Here is an 18,411-nt window from a genome sequence, read left to right as displayed (position 1 = left end):
GGGTGCCGCCCTCGGCCCCTGTGCGGCAGGGTCCGTGGCGATCGACGCGTCAGGCGTGGTCGACGCCGCCCAGGTGGTGCACCCGGACCATGTTGGTGGTGCCCGGTACGCCGGGGGGCGAGCCGGCGGTGATGATCATGGTGTCGCCCTCGTTGTAGCGGCCCAGCTTGAGCAGCTCGCCGTCGACCAGGTCGACCATCGCATCGGTGGTGTCCACGTGCGGGACGATGTACGACTCGACGCCCCAGCTCAGCGTGAGCTGGTTGCGGGTGTTGACGTCCGTGGTGAAGGCCAGGATCTGCTGGGTGGCGCGGTAGCGCGACAGGCGCCGGGCGGTGTCCCCGGACTGGGTGAAGGCGATGAGTGCCTGGCCGTCCAGGAAGTCGGCGATCTCGCACGCCGCGCGGGCCACGGATCCGCCCTGGGTGCGCGGCTTCTTGCCCGGGACCAGCGGCTGGAGGCCCTTGGAGAGGAGCTCCTCCTCGGCCGCCGCGACGATCTTCGACATCGTCTTGACGGTCTCGATCGGGTAGGCGCCCACGGAGGACTCGGCCGACAGCATGACCGCGTCCGCGCCGTCGAGGATGGCGTTGGCGACGTCGGACGCCTCCGCGCGCGTCGGGCGGGAGTTGGTGATCATCGACTCCATCATCTGGGTCGCGACGATCACCGGCTTGGCGTTGCGGCGGCACATCTCGATGAGCCGCTTCTGGACCATCGGGACCTTTTCGAGCGGGTACTCGACGGCGAGGTCGCCGCGGGCCACCATGACCGCGTCGAAGGCGGCGACCACGGCCTCCATGTTCTCGACGGCCTGCGGCTTCTCCACCTTGGCGATGACGGGGACCCGGCGGCCCTCCTCGTCCATCACCCGGTGGACGTCCTTGACGTCGTTGGCGTCGCGGACGAAGGACAGGGCGACCATGTCGCAGCCCATCCGCAGGGCGAAGCGGAGGTCGTCGACGTCCTTCTCCGACAGGGCGGGGACGTTCACGGCGGCACCCGGCAGGTTGATGCCCTTGTGGTCCGAGATGACACCGCCCTCGATGACGATGGTCCTGACCCGGGGGCCGTCGACCTCCGTCACCCGGAGCTCGACGTTGCCGTCGTTGATCAGGACCTGGTCGCCCTTGGCGACGTCGCCCGGGAGGCCCTTGTAGGTGGTGCCGCAGATGGACTTGTCACCCGGGACGTCCTCGGTGGTGATGACGAACTCGTCACCGCGCACCAGCTCGACGGGCCCCTCGGCGAAGGTCTCCAGGCGGATCTTCGGACCCTGGAGGTCGGCGAGGACGCCGACGGCGCGCCCGGTGTCCTCGGAGACCTGCCGGACGCGGTCGTACCGCTCCTGGTGTTCTGCCTGGGACCCGTGGCTGAAGTTGAATCGGGCCACGTTCATACCTGCCTCGATGAGCGCTTTCAGCTGCTCATACGAGTCGACGGCGGGGCCCAGCGTGCAGACGATTTTGGAACGGCGCATGACTGGATCCTATCGGTTTGTTTCGTAGCGGAATATTCCGACTGGTGGAAAGTCCAAGTGACTACTGGGTAACCAGCGCGTACGCCTGGGTGGCGATCTCCAGTTCCTCATCCGTCGGGACCACCGCAACGGCTACTCGGGCATCGTCCGCCGAAACCAGCCGCGGTTGCGGGGAACGCGCCGCGTTGGCCTCCGGATCCAGTACCAGGCCCAGCGCGGCCAGACCGTCCAGCGCCGCCTCGCGGACCTGGTGGGCGTTCTCGCCGACCCCGGCCGTGAACGCCACCGCGTCCACCCGCCCGAGGACCGCCGCGTAGGCCCCGATGTACTTCTTCAGCCGGTGGACGTACGCGGCGAAGGCCAGGCGCGCCGTCTCGTCGCCCTCGCCCGCCCGCCGCAGCACCTCGCGCATGTCGTTGTCGCCGCACAGGCCCAGCAGACCGCTCTTCTTGTTCAGGAGCGAATCGATCTCATCCACCGAGAGGCCGCCGACCCGGGCCAGGTGGAGGACCACCGCAGGGTCGAGATCGCCCGAGCGGGTGCCCATGACCAGCCCCTCCAGCGGGGTCATGCCCATGGAGGTCTCCACGCAGGCACCGCCGCGCACGGCCGAGGCCGAGGCGCCGTTGCCCAGGTGCAGCACGATCACGTTCACGTCCTCGACCGGCCTGCCCAACAGGGCGGCCGTCGCCCGTGAGACGTAGGCGTGGGAGGTGCCGTGGAAGCCGTACCGCCGGATGGAGTACGCGTCGGCGGTCGCCGCGTCGATGGCGTACCGGGCCGCGTACTCCGGCATCGTGGAGTGGAAGGCGGTGTCGAAGACGGCGACCTGGGGGAGGTCCGCCCGCAGCGAGCGGGCCACCTCGATGCCCGTCACGTTCGCCGGGTTGTGCAGCGGGGCCAGAGGGATCAGCTTCCGGATCTCCGCCAGCACCTCGTCGTCGATCACGGTCGGCCGGGTGAACCGCGTCCCGCCGTGCACCACCCGGTGCCCGACCGCGGCCAGCTCGGGGGAGTCCAGGCCGAGGCCGTCGGCGGCGAGCTCGGCGGCGACGGCCTTCAGCGCGGCCTCGTGGTCCGCGATCGCGCCGACCCGCTCGCGCCTGCCGCCGGCCGCGGCGGGACCCGTGAGCGGCTCGTGCACCAGCCGGGAGGTCCCCTCTCCGATCCGCTCCACCAGGCCGGCGGCCAGACGCGACCGGTCCGCCATGTCGAGGAGCTGGTACTTGACCGAGGAGGAGCCGGAGTTGAGGACGAGTACGCGCGAAGCGGTCACGGTGGGGGTCTTTCCTTGTCGCGGGCGGTGACGGAGAAGGGCGGTGCGGAGGCGGAGGGGCGGGACGGGACGGGCCGAGCGGGGCGGCAGAGGCGGGAGGCGGGCCGCTCAGGCGCCGGCGACGGGCCCCGGTGCGCCCTGCGCCTGGATCGCCGTGATGGCCACGGTGGTGACGATGTCCTGGACGAGGGCGCCGCGCGAGAGGTCGTTCACGGGCTTGCGCAGACCCTGGAGCACCGGGCCGACCGCGACCGCGCCCGCCGAACGCTGCACGGCCTTGTACGTGTTGTTGCCCGTGTTCAGGTCGGGGAAGATCAGCACCGTCGCGCGGCCGGCCACCTCGGACCCGGGCAGCTTCGTCGCGGCGACGGAGGGTTCCACCGCCGCGTCGTACTGGATCGGACCCTCGACGGCCAGATCGGGCCGCCGCTCGCGGACGATCTCGGTGGCCTTGCGGACTTTGTCGACGTCCGCGCCCGAGCCGGAGGTGCCGGTCGAGTACGAGAGCATCGCGATCCGCGGCTCGACCCCGAAGGCGGCGGCGGTGGCGGCCGACTGGACGGCGATGTCGGCGAGTTGCTCGGCGTTCGGGTCCGGGTTGACCGCGCAGTCGCCGTACACGAGGACCCGGTCGGCCAGGCACATGAAGAAGACGGAGGAGACGATGGACGCCTCCGGTTTGGTCTTGATGATCTCGAACGCCGGGCGGATGGTCGCAGCGGTGGAGTGCACCGAGCCGGAGACCATGCCGTCGGCCAGGCCCCGCTCGACCATCAGGGTGCCGAAGTAGTTGACGTCGGTGACCACGTCGCCGGCCAGCTCGACGGTCATGCCCTTGTGCGCGCGGACCGAGGCGTAGTACTCGGCGAACCCCTCCCGCAGCGGCGACGTCGCCGGGTCGATGAGCTGCGCGCCCGAGACGTCGATGCCGAGGTCGCCGGCCTTCTTGAGGATCGCCTGCTCGTCGCCCAGCAGGGTCAGGTCGCACACGCTCCGGCGCAGCACCACGTCCGCGGCCCGCAGCACCCGCTCCTCGGTGCCCTCGGGCAGGACGACACGGCGGCGGCCGGAGCGGGCCCGCTCCAGCAACTCGTGCTCGAACATCATTGGCGTGACGCGCTCCGAACGGGTCACCGAGAGCAGGCCGCGCAGCTCGCCGGTGTCCACGTGGCGCTCGAAGAGGCCGAGCGCGGTCTCCAGCTTGCGCGGGGTCGCGGAGTTCAACCGGCTCTGCAGCGAGAAGAGTTCGGTGGCGGTCGGGAAGCTGTTGCCGGCCACGGACACCACGGGCGTGCCCGGTGCCAGCTTCGATGCCAGCGCCAGGATGTCCTTGCTCGGCCGCTCGTTCAGGGTGAGCAGCACGCCGGCGATCGGCGGGGTGCCCGAGGTGTGCGCGGCGAGTGCGCCGATCACGAGGTCCGAACGGTCGCCGGGGGTCACGACCAGGCAGCCGGGGGTCAGGGCGTTCAGGAAGTTCGGCAGCATCGCGCCGCCGAAGACGAAGTCCAGGGCGTCGCGGGCCAGGCCCGCGTCGTCGCCGAGGAGTACCTCGCCGCCGAGCGCCCGGGTGATCTGGGCGACGGTCGGGGCGGACAGCGACTTGTCGTCCGGCAGTACGTAGCAGGGCACGGGGAGGCGGGCCGCCAGCCGCTCGGCTATCAGGTCGCGGTCCTCCGCGGCCACCCGGTTGACGACCATCGCGACGACATGGCACCCCAGGCTCTCGTACGCGCGGTGGGCGTTGCGGGCCTCGGCGCGCACGTCCTCGGCGGGGCGGTTGGTGCCGCCCACGACGGGGACGACGACCGCGCCGAGTTCGTTGGCGAGGCGGGCGTTGAGCGCCAGTTCGTCGGGGAGGTTGGTCTCCGCGTAGTCGGTGCCCAGGACGAGCACGACCTCGTAGTCGCGGGCCAGCCGGTGGTAGCGGTCGACCAGCTGCGAGACGAGCTCGTCGGTGCCCTTCTCCGCCAGGATCGCCGACGCCTCGCGGTACTCCATCCCGTAGGCCGCCGAGGCGTCCTGGTCGATCCGGTAGCGGGCCTTGAGCAGGTCGAAGAGGCGGTCGGGCGCATCGTGGAGAAGTGGCCTGTACACGCCCACCCGGCCGGTCTGCCGGGTCAGGAGCTCCATGATCCCGAGTTCGACGACCTGCCGGCCGTCCCCCCGCTCGATGCCGGTCACGTACACGCTGCGCGTCACGCGTGCTCCCCGTCTCTCTTCGTGTGGTCGGTCGACCCGGTTTGGATGCCTTTCCCTCTTGACAATACCTCTGTCAATAGATAGAGCGCCCGCCGGAACGTCGGCCCGGTCCGGCGGGTCCAAAGGCCCTCCGGACCGGGTGGTGCGGAGCGCGCCGCACTCCGCCAGCATGGAACAATCGGACAGGCGGCATCAATACGCCCTTCTTATGTACGGGAGCAGGAGACACAGCACGATGCGTATCGGAGTTCTCACCGCAGGCGGAGACTGCCCGGGCCTCAACGCTGTCATCCGGTCGGTCGTACACCGCGCCGTGGTCGGGCACGGGGACGAGGTCATCGGTTTCGAGGACGGCTTCAAGGGCCTCCTCGACGGCCACTTCCGCCCCCTCGACATCAATGCCGTCAGCGGCATCCTCGCCCGCGGCGGCACGATCCTCGGCTCGGCGCGCATGGAGCGGGCCCGTCTCCACGAGGCAGCCGAGAACGCGCAGGAGCTGGCCACCCGCTACGGCATCGACGCGCTCATCCCGATCGGCGGTGAGGGCACCCTGACCGCGGCCCGGATGCTGTCCGATGCCGGGATGCCGGTCGTCGGCGTGCCCAAGACCATCGACAACGACATCTCCTCCACCGACCGCACCTTCGGCTTCGACACCGCCGTCATGGTCGCCACCGAGGCCATCGACCGCCTCAAGACCACGGCCGAGTCCCACCAGCGCGTGATGGTGGTCGAGGTCATGGGCCGTCACGCGGGCTGGATCGCCCTGGAGTCCGGGATGGCCGGCGGCGCCCACGGGATCTGCCTGCCGGAGCGCCCCTTCGAGGTGGACGCCTTGGTCAAGATGGTCGAGGAACGCTTCGCCCGAGGGAAGAAGTTCGCCGTCGTCTGCGTCGCCGAGGGCGCGCACCCGGCCGAGGGCTCCATGCCGTACGAGAAGGGCGCGATCGACGCCTACGGCCACGAGCGCTTCGCCGGCATCGGCAACCGCCTCGCCATCGAACTGGAGCACCGCCTGGGCAAGGAGGCCCGCCCGGTCATCCTCGGCCACGTCCAGCGCGGCGGCACCCCCACTGCCTATGACCGCGTCCTCGCGACCCGCTTCGGCTGGCACGCCGTGGAGGCGGTCCACCGCGGCGAGTACGGCAACATGACCGCCCTGCGCGGCACCGACATCGTCATGGCCCCGCTCGCCCACGCGGTCACCGAGCTGAAGACCGTCCCCGAGGACCGCATGTACGAGGCCGAATCGGTCTTCTGACGCTCCCTCCCGGCCAGGCCCCGGCCGCCGCCGGCGTCTCGACCGCCGTGGCCTTCGCACCACTGCTCCGGGCGCTCCGGGCGGTGCGCGGGCGCTCCGGGCGTGCTACCCCGCGCCGCCCGCGAGCTGCCAGAAGCGGTCCACGATCCCGGTGAGGAACTCACGGCCCGCATCCCCGCTCGCGGCCTCGCCCTGACCGCCGCCCCAGCTGAGCGTTGCCACCATCCGCGACTGGTAGTCCCCGTGCAACTGCTCCAGCACCCGCTCCAGGTGGTGCTTGGGGATCGGCAGCAGTTTGCCGAGCGGCTTCACGTAGGCCTGCCAGCGCGTGGTGACCGCGCTGCGCAGCAGTCCGGCGAGCTCCTCCTGCTTGCCGGTCGCCGTCACGAACTGGGCCAGGGTGAGACCGAGCACGGTGGCGAGAGCGGCGGACTGCCGCTCGTTGCCCTTCCAGCGTCCGGTGTCCTCCATCTTCTGGTAGGAGCCCGTCTCCAGGCCGATCCGCCGGGCCAGTTCGTCCGCCGCCAGCCCCCGCGCGATCCGGTGCTCCCGCAGGGTGACCGGCTCGGCCAGCAGCTCGCCGGGCGAACACCACAGGACGCCCGCGAGCGCCGTGAGCTCGGCGGACGACGGTGATATCTCGCCGCGCTCCCACGCCATCACCGTCTCTGGGGCGACCACGAGTCCGTACTGGGCGCGCAGGCCGTAGGCGACATGTCCGGGAGCCATGCCCAGGGCCGCACGCAGACGCCGCGCGGCGGGGGCATTGAAGGGTGGGCTGGAGTGCACACCGCACACCGTAGAAGTGGCCGGGCTGCGCCGCCTACAGACCAAACAAACAAGCCAATACCTCGTAGGAACGTCCTATGGAGGAGGGGTCTTTTGGCGAGTTTTCCGGCGACTGTCCGGTAATCGGTGCATCTTCGGAATTCGAAGATCCATTACTGCGTACGGTTCCAGCCAACTCCCCGCGACGCAATACCCCTCACACGGCCTCCACGGAATGTGAACCGGAACCGCCCCTCGTACGTGGTTCCTGTGGGGCCCTCGCATACGGGGGTGGCGAGGGCCCCGCCCCGAGCACGTCCTGCTCGCCCCCGGCGACGGTGGAGCCGTGCGCCGGCCGGCCGGCGCACGGTCCGTCCTCCGCCCCCTGCCGGAAGCAGAGGACGGGTTCGGCTACGGCCTGAGCCAGATCGTCGCCAGCGGCGGCAGCGTCATCCGCAGGCTGGCCGGGCGGCCCTGCGCCGGCACCGGCTCGGGCCGCAGCGGCTGTGCGTGGTGCACCCCGCTGCCGCCGTACCCCTCCCGGTCGGTGTTGAGGACCTCGTGCCACACCGGTACCTCCTCCGGCACCCCGATCCGGTAGCCGTGCCGGACCACGGGCGAGAAGTTGGACACCGCCAGCAGCTGCGAGCCGTCCCGGGCGTACCGCAGGAAGGCGAAGACGTTGTCCTCCGCCGCGTCCGCCTCCACCCAGGCGAAGCCCTCCGGCACGGTGTCGCGCTCCCACAGCGCCGGCGTGGCCGCATACGCCCGATTCAGGTCCCGCACCAGATCGCGCACGCCCCGGTGGTCGCCGGCCGCCGGGTAGGAGGAGTCCAGCAGCCACCAGTCGGGCCCGTGGGTCTCCGACCACTCCGCCCCCTGGGCGAACTCCTGTCCCATGAAGAGCAGTTGCTTGCCCGGGTGGGCCCACATGAAGCCCAGGTACGCCCGATGCGCGGCCCGCTGCTGCCACCAGTCGCCCCCCGGCATCTTCGACACCAGCGAGCGCTTGCCGTGCACCACCTCGTCGTGCGAGATCGGCAGTACGTAGTTCTCGCTGAAGGCGTAGATCATCCCGAAGGTCATGTCGTGGTGGTGGTACTTGCGGTGCACCGACTCCTTCGACATGTAGCGCAGGGTGTCGTGCATCCAGCCCATGTTCCACTTCAGGCCGAAGCCCAGCCCGCCGCCGTCCGTCGGCCGGGTCACGCCGTCCCAGGCGGTGGACTCCTCCGCGATGGTCACCACCCCCGGGCAGCGCCGGTACACCGTGGCGTTCATCTCCTGGAGGAAGGCCACCGCGTCGAGGTTCTCCCGGCCGCCGTGCTCATTGGGCGTCCATTCGCCCTCGCCGCGCGAGTAGTCCAGGTAGAGCATCGAGGCCACCGCGTCCACGCGCAGCCCGTCCACGTGGAACTCCTCGCACCAGTAGACGGCGTTGGCGACGAGGAAGTTGCGTACCTCCTTGCGCCCGTAGTCGAACTCCAGTGTTCCCCAGTCCGGGTGCGCGGCCCGCCGGGGGTCGTGGTGCTCGTACAGCGGCCGCCCGTCGAACTCCGCGAGCGCCCAGTCGTCCCTCGGGAAGTGCGCCGGCACCCAGTCGATGATCACACCGATCCCCGCCCGGTGCAGCGAGTCCACCAGGAAGCGGAAGTCGTCCGGGGTACCCATCCGCGAGGTCGGCGCGTAGAAGCCGGTGACCTGGTACCCCCACGAGCCGCCGAACGGGTGCTCGGCGACCGGCATCATCTCCACGTGCGTGAAGCCCAGCTCCTTGACGTACTCCGGGAGCTGCTCGGCGAGCTGCCGGTAGGAGAGACCGGGCCGCCAGGACGCCAGGTGCAGCTCGTACACCGAGAAGGGGGCCTGGTGCGGGGCGCGGGCGCCGCGCCGCGCCATCCACTCCGCGTCCTGCCACGCGTACTGTGAGGCAGTGACCACCGAGGCGTTCGCCGGGGGGACCTCCGCGGAGCGGGCCATCGGGTCGGCGCGCAGCGTGTGGCTGCCATCGGGGCGGGTGATGTCGAACTTGTAGAGCGTCCCGGCGCCCACCCCGGGCAGGAAGAGCTCCCAGACGCCGCTGGATCCGAGCGAGCGCATCGGATGGGCGACGGAGTCCCAGTAGCAGAAGTCCCCCGTGACCCGGACCCCCTGCGCGTTCGGCGCCCACACCGTGAACCGGGTCCCGGCCACGCCCTGGTGCTCCATGGGCTGGGCGCCCAGCGCCGTCCACAGCCGCTCGTGGCGGCCCTCGCCGATCAGGTGCAGGTCCAGTTCGCCCAGGGTGGGCAGGAACCGGTAGGGGTCGTGGACCTCGATCTCGTCGCCGGCGTACGCCACCAGCAACCGGTAGTCCGGCACCGCGGTCAGGGGCAGCAGCCCGGAGAACAGTCCGTCGCCGTCGTCCTGCAGCTCGGCCCGCAGCCCCTTGGCGATGACCGTGACCGCCTTGGCGTGCGGGCGCAGCACCCGGAAGGCCACCCCGCCGCGCTGGGTGTGCGCGCCCAGCACCGCGTGCGGGTCGTGATGGCGGCCCTCCAGCAGGCGGGCCCGCTCCTCGGCGGCGAGCGGCGGGGCCGGGCGGACCCCGCGTGGAGGTGCCGAGCGGCGGGCCCGGGGAGTGCGTGGCTTCTTGGCCGCGGCCGCGGCGGGTACGGATTCGTCGCGGACGGTCGGTGACGGCTGTCGTGCGGCGCTCACGCGAGCGGCCTCCTCGGGGGCTTCGGGTGGGGGTGCGGATGGGGGGAGAGGGCGGGCGGGACCGGCGGCACGCGGTGGGCGGGCCGCGAGGGTTCCGAGAGCCGCCGGATCGCGGCCATCGGTACGTGCAGCCAGTCGGGGCGGTGCCGGGACTCGTACCGGGCCTCGTACACCGCCTTGTCGGTCTCGTAGGCGCGCAGCAGAACGGGATCCTCGCGCGGGTCCCGGCCGGTGGTGCGGGCATAGCCCTCGCAGAACGCCGCCCGGCAGTCGTCCGCCCAGGCCGGGGCGAACGGCCGGTGCGAGCGGGCGGCGTAGTCGAAGGAGCGCAGTATCCCCGCGATGTCGCGCACCGCCGGTTCGGGACGGCGCCGGTCGGCCAGCGGCCGGGCCGGCTCCCCCTCGAAGTCGATCAACGACCAGCGGCCGTCGAGGGTGCGCAGGGTCTGGCCCAGATGGAGGTCGCCGTGGATCCGCTGGGCGGCCACCCCCGTCCCGCGGGAGGCGGCCAGCGCGTCGAAGGCGCCCCGCAGCCCGGCCTCGTACGGCCGCAGCGCCGGCACCTCCCGGGCGGTGGCGGCCAGCCGCGCGGTCATCCCCGCGGCGAGCCGTGCGGTCTGCTCCGGGCCGAGCGCGACGGTGGGCAGGGCGGTGGCGAGCGCGCTGTGCACCTCGGCGGTGGCCCGGCCGAGCGCGTGGGCCTCGGCGGTGAAGTCCTCCCCGGCGCCGAGCCGGCGCAGCGCGAGCTGCCATCCGTCGTCCGAGCCGCGCAGGTACGGCTGGAGCACGCCCAGGGTCAGCGGCTCCCCGCCGGGCGGCTCGGCCTCGTACCAGGCGACGGGCGCCGGCACCCGGGCGCAGCCGGCGGCGGCCAGCGCCCTGGGCAGCTCCAGGTCCGGGTTGACGCCGGGGCCGACCCGGCGGAAGACCTTCAGGATGAACGAATCTCCGTAGATGAGGGAGGAGTTCGTCTGCTCCCCGGACAGCGGCCTGGGCGTGAGCCCGGCCGGGACCGGTGCGGCCGGGTCCCGGTCGAAGCGCAGCGGGCCGAGCGGGCCGGGCGAGCGCAGCCGCTCCAGCAGCATCGCCGCGAGCCGGGGGTCGCCCAACGCCTCGTAGACCGCCCGGCCCGCGTACGGGCCCTCCTCGGGGTGGCCGATCAGAGCGGGCGCGAGGGCGGGCGGCAGGGACGGGCGGACGCCCAGCAGCAGCTGGTAGCAGTCCCCGTCGACGTCGAGCAGTACGTGCAGCAGTCCCGGGGTGGACCCGGGGGGCAGCAGGTCGGCCGCCGAGACGGTCGTGAGTCTGCTGATGGCCCGACCCTTGCCCGCGAACCAGCGCTGCGCGGGCAGCCAGGCCCGCAGCATCGGTTCGAGCGGGGCGATCCCGGCGGCCCGGTCGGCCGTCAGCCGGCTCCGGGCGGATGCAGCCTCCGACATGGCGTCGCGTCCTTTCCCCGGGCCGTCACAGAATGCGCAGAGTGTCCCGGATGCGCGGCAGTTGCTTCTCCGGCATGTGCGAGTGTCGGGTCAGGATGATCCGTACAGGGGCGGGCGATTGACCCATTCGAGCCGCCCGCCCCCTGGTCGAGGCGTGGTCCGCCTGTGCCGTGCCGGCTATTCGGCGCGGCGGTCACCGCGCTGTTCGGCACGCAGCCGGAACCAGTAGAAGCCGTGTCCCGCCAGGGTCAGCAGGTAGGGCCACTCGCCGATCGGCGGGAAGCGCACGTCGCCCGTGAGCTCCACCGGGACCCGCCCGTTGAACGACTGCAGGTCCAGCTCGGTGGGCTGCGCGAAGCGCGAGAAGTTGTGCACGCACAGCACCAGGTCGTCCCCGTACTCGCGCAGGAACGCGAGCACCGCCGGGTTGGACGACTGCAGTTCGGTGTACGAGCCGAGGCCGAAGGCCGGGTTCGCCTTGCGGATCTCGATCAGCCTGCGGGTCCAGTGCAGCAGTGAGGAGGGCGACGCCATGGCCGCCTCGACATTGGTGACCTGGTACCCGTGGACCGGGTCCATGATGACCGGCAGGTTCAACCTGCCCGGATCGCACGAGGAGAAACCGGCGTTGCGGTCCGGGGTCCACTGCATGGGGGTCCGGACGCCGTCGCGGTCGCCCAGCCAGATGTTGTCGCCCATGCCGATCTCGTCGCCGTAGTAGAGCACCGGCGAGCCGGGCAGCGACAGCAGCAGGGCGGTGAACAGCTCCATCTGGTTGCGGTCGTTGTCCAGCAGCGGGGCGAGCCGGCGCCGGATGCCGATGTTGGCCCGCATCCGCGGGTCCTTGGCGTACTCGGCGTACATGTAGTCGCGCTCTTCGTCCGTGACCATTTCGAGTGTGAGCTCGTCGTGGTTGCGCAGGAAGATCCCCCACTGGCAGTTCTTCGGGATGGCCGGGGTCTTGGCCAGGATCTCGGAGACCGGGTAGCGGGACTCTCTTCGCACGGCCATGAAGATGCGCGGCATGACGGGGAAGTGGAACGCCATGTGGCACTCGTCCCCGCCCTTGGTGAAGTCCCCGAAGTAGTCGACGACGTCCTCGGGCCACTGGTTGGCCTCGGCGAGCAGCACCGTGTCCGGGTAGTGCGCGTCGATCTCGGCCCGGACCCTCTTGAGCAGCTGGTGGGTGCGCGGGAGGTTCTCGCAGTTGGTGCCCTCCTCGGCGTACAGGTAGGGCACGGCGTCGAGGCGGAAGCCGTCGATGCCCAGGTCCAGCCAGAAGCGGAGGGCGGAGATGATCTCCTCCTGGACCGCCGGGTTCTCGAAGTTCAGGTCCGGCTGGTGGGAGAAGAAGCGGTGCCAGTAGTACTGCTTGCGGACCGGGTCGTACGTCCAGTTCGAGGTCTCGGTGTCGACGAAGATGATCCGGGCGTCCTGGTACTGCTTGTCGTTGTCGGCCCACATGTAGTAGTCGCCGTAGGGGCCCTCCGGGTCCTTGCGCGACTGCTGGAACCACTCGTGCTGGTCGCTGGTGTGGTTCATGACGAAGTCGATGATCACTCGCATGCCGCGGGTGTGCGCGGCGTCGACGAACTCCACGAAGTCGGCGAGATCGCCGAACTCGGGCAGCACCGAGGTGTAGTCGGAGACGTCGTAGCCCCCGTCGCGCAGGGGCGAGGCGAAGAACGGCGGCAGCCACAGGCAGTCGACGCCGAGCCACTGGAGGTAGTCCAGTTTGGCGGTGAGGCCCCTGAGGTCCCCGACGCCGTCGCCGTTGCTGTCGTGGAAGGAGCGGACGAGGACCTCGTAGAAGACGGCCCGCTTGAACCAGTCGGGATCGCGGTCCTTGGCGGGGGTGTCCTCGAAGGTGTCGTGGACGGGATCGTTGATCATCATGTGGTGGGTGACCCTCCGGTGGGCGGGGACGGTCGCAGAGCGGTCAGTACGTGCGCGGGCGTGCGGCCCGGCTCTAGGCGCACGTAGTTCGCCCTGCCCCAGTGATAGGTCTCGCCGGTGAGCTCGTCGCGCACCGCGAGGGACCCGTGCCAGTCGAGGCCGAGTACCGGCATGTCCAACGACACCGTCGCCTCCTGGGTGTGGTGCGGATCGAGGTTGACGACCACCAGTACGGAATTGGCGCCCGCGTGCTTCGAATAGGCGATCACCTGTTCGTTGTCGGTCGAGTGGAAGTGGAGGTCGCGCAGCTGCTGCAGCGCGGGGTTGCGCCGGCGCAGCCGGTTCAGGGTGGTGATCAGCGGGGCGATGGTGCGGCCTTCACGGTCGGCGGCGGCCCAGTCGCGTGGCCGGAACTCGTACTTCTCGGAGTTCAGGTACTCCTCGCTGCCCTCGCGCAGCGGGGTGTTCTCGCAGAGCTCGTAGCCGGAGTAGATCCCCCAGGTGGGGGACAGGGTCGCGGCGAGGACGGCGCGCACCTCGAAGGCGGGACGGCCGCCCTTCTGCAGGTACGCGTGGAGGATGTCAGGCGTGTTGACGAAGAAGTTCGGCCGCATCACCGAGGCGGAGGGGCCGGCGGAGAGCTCTGTCAGGTACTCCGTCAGCTCGGCCTTGGTGTTGCGCCAGGTGAAGTAGGTGTACGACTGCTGGAAGCCGACGGCGGCGAGCGCGCGCATCATCGCGGGCCGGGTGAAGGCCTCCGCCAGGAAGATCACGTCCGGGTCGGACTTGTTGATGTCCGCGATCACCTTCTGCCAGAAGACGACCGGCTTGGTGTGCGGGTTGTCGACCCGGAAGATGCGCACGCCGTGGTCCATCCAGTGCCGCAGGATCCGGCAGGTCTCCTCGACGATGCCGGCCATGTCGGTGTCGAAGTGGACCGGATAGATGTCCTGGTACTTCTTCGGCGGGTTCTCGGCGTACGCGATCGTCCCGTCGGCGCGGTGGCGGAACCACTCCGGGTGCTTCTCCACCCAGGGGTGGTCGGGGGAGCACTGCAGCGCGAAGTCGAGCGCGATCTCCATGCCCAGTTCGCGGGCCCGCGCGACGAAGGCGTCGAAGTCCTCGATGGTGCCCAGCTCCGGGTGGACCGCCTCGTGGCCGCCCTCGGTGGAGCCGATGGCCCAGGGCACCCCGGGATCCCAACTTCCTGCAGAAAGAGTGTTGTTGGGGCCCTTGCGGTAGGTGCTGCCGATCGGGTGGACGGGCGGCAGGTAGACCACGTCGAAGCCCATCGCGGCGATCGCGGGCAGCCGCTCCGCGGCGGTCCTGAAGGTGCCGCTGACCGGAGCCTCGCCGGGCTCCAGCACCGCGCCCTCGGAGCGCGGGAACATCTCGTACCAGGAGCCGAAGAGGGCCCGCCTGCGCTCGACGAGGAGCGGCAGCGGCTTGGAGGCGGTGACCAGCTCCCGGTAGGGGCGCTTGGCGAGCGCGGCGCCCACGGCGGGGGCCAGCGCGGCCTCGTACCGCTCGGCTGCCGGGAGGTCCTCGTCCCGCATGATCCCGGCCGCGGCCAGGACGGCGTCGCGGCCGTCGCGCTTGGGGATCCGCGCCGCGGCCCGCTCGAAGAGCTCGGCGCCCTCCAGCAGCACCAGCCCGGTGTCGATGCCGGCGGGGATCTTGATCGCGGCGTGGGCCCGCCAGGTGCCCACCGGATCGCTCCACGCCTCGACGGTGTACGTCCACCTCCCCTCGACCTCGGCGGAGATCCGGGCCCCCCACCGATCGGTGCCGGGGGCGAGCTCGCGCAGCGGTACGGGGGGCCGCAGCCGCCCCCTCGGGTCACGCAGGACGATGTGGGCGGCTACGGCGTCGTGCCCTTCGCGGAACACGGTGGCGGAGACCTCGAAGACCTCGTCCACGACCGCCTTTGCGGGTCTGGCGCCGCAGTCGACGGCGGGGCGGACGTCCAGCACGGGAATGCGACCGATCATGATGGGATCACCTGGGGGCAGTTCGCAGGGCTCGGTGACAACAGGCCAGCCGGTGTCACGACTGGTAGTGCACGCTCTGTTCGCTCTGTTTCTAGCCGCTCAGTGGACGGCTGGGCTGCGGGCATGGCCGCTCCTGTCCGCGTTCACTCGGGTGGCGGGGAGAGGGCTTGTGGGCGGGTGCGCCGTGCGTGTACCGCGTGTACCCGGGGAGCCCTTCCCACTCCCGCCCCGCCCAATCCGCGCACTCGGTTAACTACTCGTACGTAGTGGCACGCGCAAGACCAAGGCTCCGCCCGACATCCGGCCGGGCTCCGTCAAGTCGGCCGGGACTAGGTGACGTAGGGGCCGGAACCACCGGTTACTCCTGCCTCCCGAGCCTCAGGGGAACCACCCGCGCGGGTGTACGGGAGACGGCCGCCGCCCCCCGTTGCGGGTGGGAGTGACGCCTTGTGGCACAAGGGTGTGGACATCTGGCCGAAACACCCCTCCGGAAGACTCCGCGGAGTCGAGGACCTGCCGGAGCCCGACGGCCGGGAGGCGGCGCGCCCGCACCCGCGGCGCGCGCCGCAGGCGCCATGGCCGGAACGCGGGGGCCTCGCTAGCCTTCCCGGGGTGATGCGCGGGTGCACAGCGTGGTGCGGCCGCTCCGATCCGTCATCCCCTGCGAAGGTGGAACGTGTGAAGGCTATCCGTCGATTCACCGTGCGCCCCGTCCTCCCCGAGTCCCTGCTGCCGCTCACCGATCTCGCGCGCAATCTGCGCTGGTCGTGGCATGCCGAGACCCGCGAACTCTTCCAATCCGTCGACCCCGAGGGCTGGCAGGCCGCCGGCGGAGATCCCGTCCGGCTGCTCGGCACCGTCTCCGCCGCCAGGCTCGCGGAACTGGCGGCGGACCGCCGGTTCCTGCGGCGCCTGGCCGTCGCCGCCGCCGACCTCGATGACTACGTGAACGGCGGGAGGTGGTACCAGAGCCATGAGAACGGCGCGGAACTGCCCGCCGCCATCGCCTATTTCTCCCCCGAGTTCGGGATCACCGCCGCCCTGCCCCAGTACTCCGGCGGCCTCGGCATCCTCGCCGGGGACCATCTGAAGGCGGCCAGCGACCTCGGAGCCCCGCTCATCGGCGTGGGACTTCTTTACCGGCACGGCTACTTCCGCCAGTCGCTCTCCCGCGACGGATGGCAGCAGGAGCACTATCCCGTCCTCGACCCCAACGAACTTCCGCTCGGCCTGCTCCGCCAGGACGACGGCACCCCCGCCCGCGTCTCGCTGACCCTGCCCGGCGGCCGCGCCCTGCACGCCCACATCTGGCAGGCGCGGGTCGGACGCGTACCGCTGCTGCTCCTGGACTCCGACGTCGAGGACAACGACGCCGCAGCCCGTGAGGTGACCGACCGGCTCTACGGGGGCGGCAGCGACCACCGACTGCTCCAGGAGATGCTGCTGGGCATCGGCGGGGTGCGCGCGGTACGCGCGTACTGCGCGATCACGGGCCATCCCGAGCCCGAGGTCTTCCACACCAACGAGGGCCACGCCGGCTTCCTCGGACTCGAGCGCATAAGGGAACTGGAGCGGGAGCAGGGCCTCGGCTTCGACGCCGCCGTCGAGGCGGTACGCGCCGGGACCGTGTTCACCACGCACACCCCCGTCCCGGCGGGGATCGACCGCTTCGAGCGAAGCCTGGTCGCCCGGCACTTCGGCGACGGCGGCGAGCTGGCCGGCGTACCGGTCGACCGCATCCTGGAACTGGGCGCCGAGTCCTTCCCCGGCGGCGACCCCGGCGTGTTCAACATGGCGGTGATGGGGCTGCGGCTGGCCCAGCGGGCCAACGGGGTGTCCACCCTGCACGGAGCGGTCAGCAGGGAGATGTTCGCCGGTCTGTGGCCCGGCTTCGACCCGACCGACGTGCCCATCACCTCCGTGACCAACGGGGTCCACGCCCCGACCTGGGTGGCTCCCGAGGTGGTCCGGCTGGGCGCCCGCCAGATCGGAGCGGGCCGCACCGAGGACGCCCTGTCGGTCGGTGGCTCACGGCGCTGGGACGCCGTCGCGGACATCCCCGACCAGGACGTGTGGGACCTGCGCCGGGTGCTGCGCGAGCAACTGGTGCAGGAGGTGCGGGACCGGCTGCGGGCCTCGTGGCTCCAGCGCGGGGCCGCCGCCGCCGAACTGGGCTGGGTCGACTCCGTCCTCGATCCGGACGTGCTGACCATCGGCTTCGCCCGGCGCGTGCCCTCCTACAAGCGGCTGACGCTGATGCTGCGCGACCCGGACCGGCTGCGCAGGCTGCTGCTGGACCCGGAGCGGCCGGTGCAGATCGTCGTGGCGGGCAAGGCGCACCCGGCCGACGACGGAGGCAAGCGGCTCGTGCAGGAGCTGGTGCGCTTCGCGGACGACCCGCGGGTGCGGCACCGCATCGTCTTCCTGCCCGACTACGGCATGGCGATGGCGCAGAAGCTCTACCCGGGCTGCGACGTCTGGCTGAACAATCCGCTGCGTCCGCTGGAGGCGTGCGGTACGAGCGGGATGAAGGCCGCGCTGAACGGCTGTCTCAACCTTTCCGTCCTGGACGGGTGGTGGGACGAGTGGTTCGAGCCGGACTTCGGCTGGGCCATCCCGACCGCCGACGGGCTCGGCGCGGACGAGGACCGCCGGGACCACCTGGAGGCGAGCGCCCTCTACGAGCTGATCGAGGGCCGGGTCGCGCCGCGGTTCTACGACCGGGCCGGGCGCACGGGGCTCCCGGTCCGGTGGATCGAGATGGTCCGCCGCACGCTCGTGTCGCTGGGGCCGAGGGTCCTCGCCGGACGCATGGTGCGCGAGTACGTGGAGCGGCTCTACCTGCCGGCCGCGCTCGCCCACCGCTGCCTGACCGCCGACGCGGCGCGGGACCTCGCCTGGTGGAAGGGCCGGGTCCGGGCGGCGTGGCCGCGGATCGCCGTCGAGCACGTGGAGGCGCTGGCCGCGGCTCCGGTGAACGGCACCGCCGAACTGGGCGCCACCCTCACGCTGCGGGTGCAGGTGTCGTTGGACACGCTCGCGCCCGAGGACGTGGAGGTGCAGGCGGTGGCGGGTCGGGTGGACCCGCAGGACGTGATCCGGGACGGGCGGACCTTCCCGCTCAAGCCGGCTGCCGGCCCCGACCTGGAGGGGCGGTGGGTCTACGAGGGCCCGCTCGCCCTCGACCGCACCGGGCCCTTCGGCTACACGGTCCGCATCCTGCCGACCCACCCGCTGCTGGCGACCCCGGCCGAACTGGGCCTGGTCGCGGCCCCGGCGGGCGCGGAGACCGGCGGCGGCGTACTGCTGCGGTAGCGCGGGCGTGAACGGGGAGGACGGGCGGGCGGCGGGCCGGTCCCGGGTCGGGGCGGCCGGACCTCGTCCGGCCGCTCCCCGGTGCC

10 protein-coding genes are annotated in these 18,411 nt (G+C 71.5%); 2 read left to right on the top strand and 8 right to left on the bottom strand.

Annotated features, from left to right (window positions below; genetic code table 11):
* Positions 1-49: 49 nt before the first annotated feature.
* From pyk to pta, 3 genes are all read right to left on the bottom strand, one after another.
* Positions 50-1,480 (bottom strand): pyruvate kinase, encoded by a 1,431-nt coding sequence (gene pyk, locus ACFW2G_RS17885; RefSeq protein ID WP_037928021.1) that lies wholly within the window; start codon positions 1,478-1,480, stop codon positions 50-52.
* A 61-nt stretch (positions 1,481-1,541) separates the two neighbouring features.
* Complete coding sequence (locus ACFW2G_RS17880; RefSeq protein WP_037928022.1) at positions 1,542-2,756, bottom strand: acetate kinase; 1,215 nt, start codon at positions 2,754-2,756, stop codon at positions 1,542-1,544.
* 108 nt (positions 2,757-2,864) lie between these two features.
* A complete protein-coding gene (pta, locus tag ACFW2G_RS17875; protein WP_037928024.1) occupies positions 2,865-4,955 on the bottom strand; it encodes a phosphate acetyltransferase in 2,091 nt (696 codons plus the stop codon).
* A gap of 235 nt (positions 4,956-5,190) precedes the next feature.
* Between pta and ACFW2G_RS17870 the strand changes: the two genes are divergently transcribed.
* Positions 5,191-6,216, top strand: coding sequence for an ATP-dependent 6-phosphofructokinase (locus tag ACFW2G_RS17870; protein WP_037928025.1), 1,026 nt, complete (start codon positions 5,191-5,193; stop codon positions 6,214-6,216).
* 105 nt (positions 6,217-6,321) lie between these two features.
* Here ACFW2G_RS17870 and ACFW2G_RS17865 read toward each other — a convergent pair whose 3' ends face one another.
* The 5 genes from ACFW2G_RS17865 to ACFW2G_RS17845 form a co-directional block, all read right to left on the bottom strand.
* Positions 6,322-6,945: a helix-turn-helix domain-containing protein gene (locus ACFW2G_RS17865; protein WP_172671406.1), complete on the bottom strand. Its 624-nt coding sequence runs from the start codon at positions 6,943-6,945 to the stop codon at positions 6,322-6,324.
* 450 nt (positions 6,946-7,395) lie between these two features.
* Positions 7,396-9,684 carry a 1,4-alpha-glucan branching enzyme gene (gene glgB, locus ACFW2G_RS17860; protein WP_384445536.1) on the bottom strand — a complete coding sequence of 763 codons (2,289 nt, stop codon included), beginning with the start codon at positions 9,682-9,684 and terminating at the stop codon, positions 7,396-7,398.
* The gene (locus tag ACFW2G_RS17855; protein ID WP_063890648.1) at positions 9,681-11,123 is read right to left on the bottom strand and encodes a phosphotransferase; all 1,443 of its coding nucleotides are present in this window, start codon (positions 11,121-11,123) and stop codon (positions 9,681-9,683) included. Before ACFW2G_RS17855 ends, glgB begins: the two co-directional genes overlap by 4 nt.
* A 177-nt stretch (positions 11,124-11,300) precedes the next feature.
* Positions 11,301-13,019, bottom strand: a complete 1,719-nt coding sequence (gene treS, locus ACFW2G_RS17850) for a maltose alpha-D-glucosyltransferase (protein ID WP_037928031.1) — start codon at positions 13,017-13,019, stop codon at positions 11,301-11,303.
* Positions 13,016-15,010 carry an alpha-1,4-glucan--maltose-1-phosphate maltosyltransferase gene (locus ACFW2G_RS17845; protein ID WP_052031250.1) on the bottom strand — a complete coding sequence of 665 codons (1,995 nt, stop codon included), beginning with the start codon at positions 15,008-15,010 and terminating at the stop codon, positions 13,016-13,018. Before ACFW2G_RS17845 ends, treS begins: the two co-directional genes overlap by 4 nt.
* Positions 15,011-15,688: 678 nt before the next feature.
* Here ACFW2G_RS17845 and glgP point away from each other — a divergent pair.
* Positions 15,689-18,325 carry an alpha-glucan family phosphorylase gene (gene glgP, locus ACFW2G_RS17840; protein WP_037928033.1) on the top strand — a complete coding sequence of 879 codons (2,637 nt, stop codon included), beginning with the start codon at positions 15,689-15,691 and terminating at the stop codon, positions 18,323-18,325.
* Positions 18,326-18,411: the final 86 nt, after the last annotated feature.

Source organism: Streptomyces sp. NPDC058880, from assembly GCF_042742535.1.
In the GTDB taxonomy this organism is placed as follows: domain Bacteria; phylum Actinomycetota; class Actinomycetes; order Streptomycetales; family Streptomycetaceae; genus Streptomyces.
The sequence above is the reverse complement of the archived record's forward strand: the minus strand, read 5'-3'. Positions and strand labels throughout refer to the sequence as shown.

Excerpts from the sequence above, each read along its gene's own strand:
- pyk (WP_037928021.1), bottom strand. The coding sequence starts at position 1,480 with ATGCGCCGTTCCAAAATCGTCTGCACGCTGGGCCCCGCCGTCGACTCG.
- ACFW2G_RS17870 (WP_037928025.1), top strand. The coding sequence starts at position 5,191 with ATGCGTATCGGAGTTCTCACCGCAGGCGGAGACTGCCCGGGCCTCAAC.
- ACFW2G_RS17865 (WP_172671406.1), bottom strand. The coding sequence starts at position 6,945 with ATGGCTCCCGGACATGTCGCCTACGGCCTGCGCGCCCAGTACGGACTC.
- ACFW2G_RS17855 (WP_063890648.1), bottom strand. The coding sequence starts at position 11,123 with ATGTCGGAGGCTGCATCCGCCCGGAGCCGGCTGACGGCCGACCGGGCC.
- treS (WP_037928031.1), bottom strand. The coding sequence starts at position 13,019 with ATGATGATCAACGATCCCGTCCACGACACCTTCGAGGACACCCCCGCC.
- ACFW2G_RS17845 (WP_052031250.1), bottom strand. The coding sequence starts at position 15,010 with ATGATCGGTCGCATTCCCGTGCTGGACGTCCGCCCCGCCGTCGACTGC.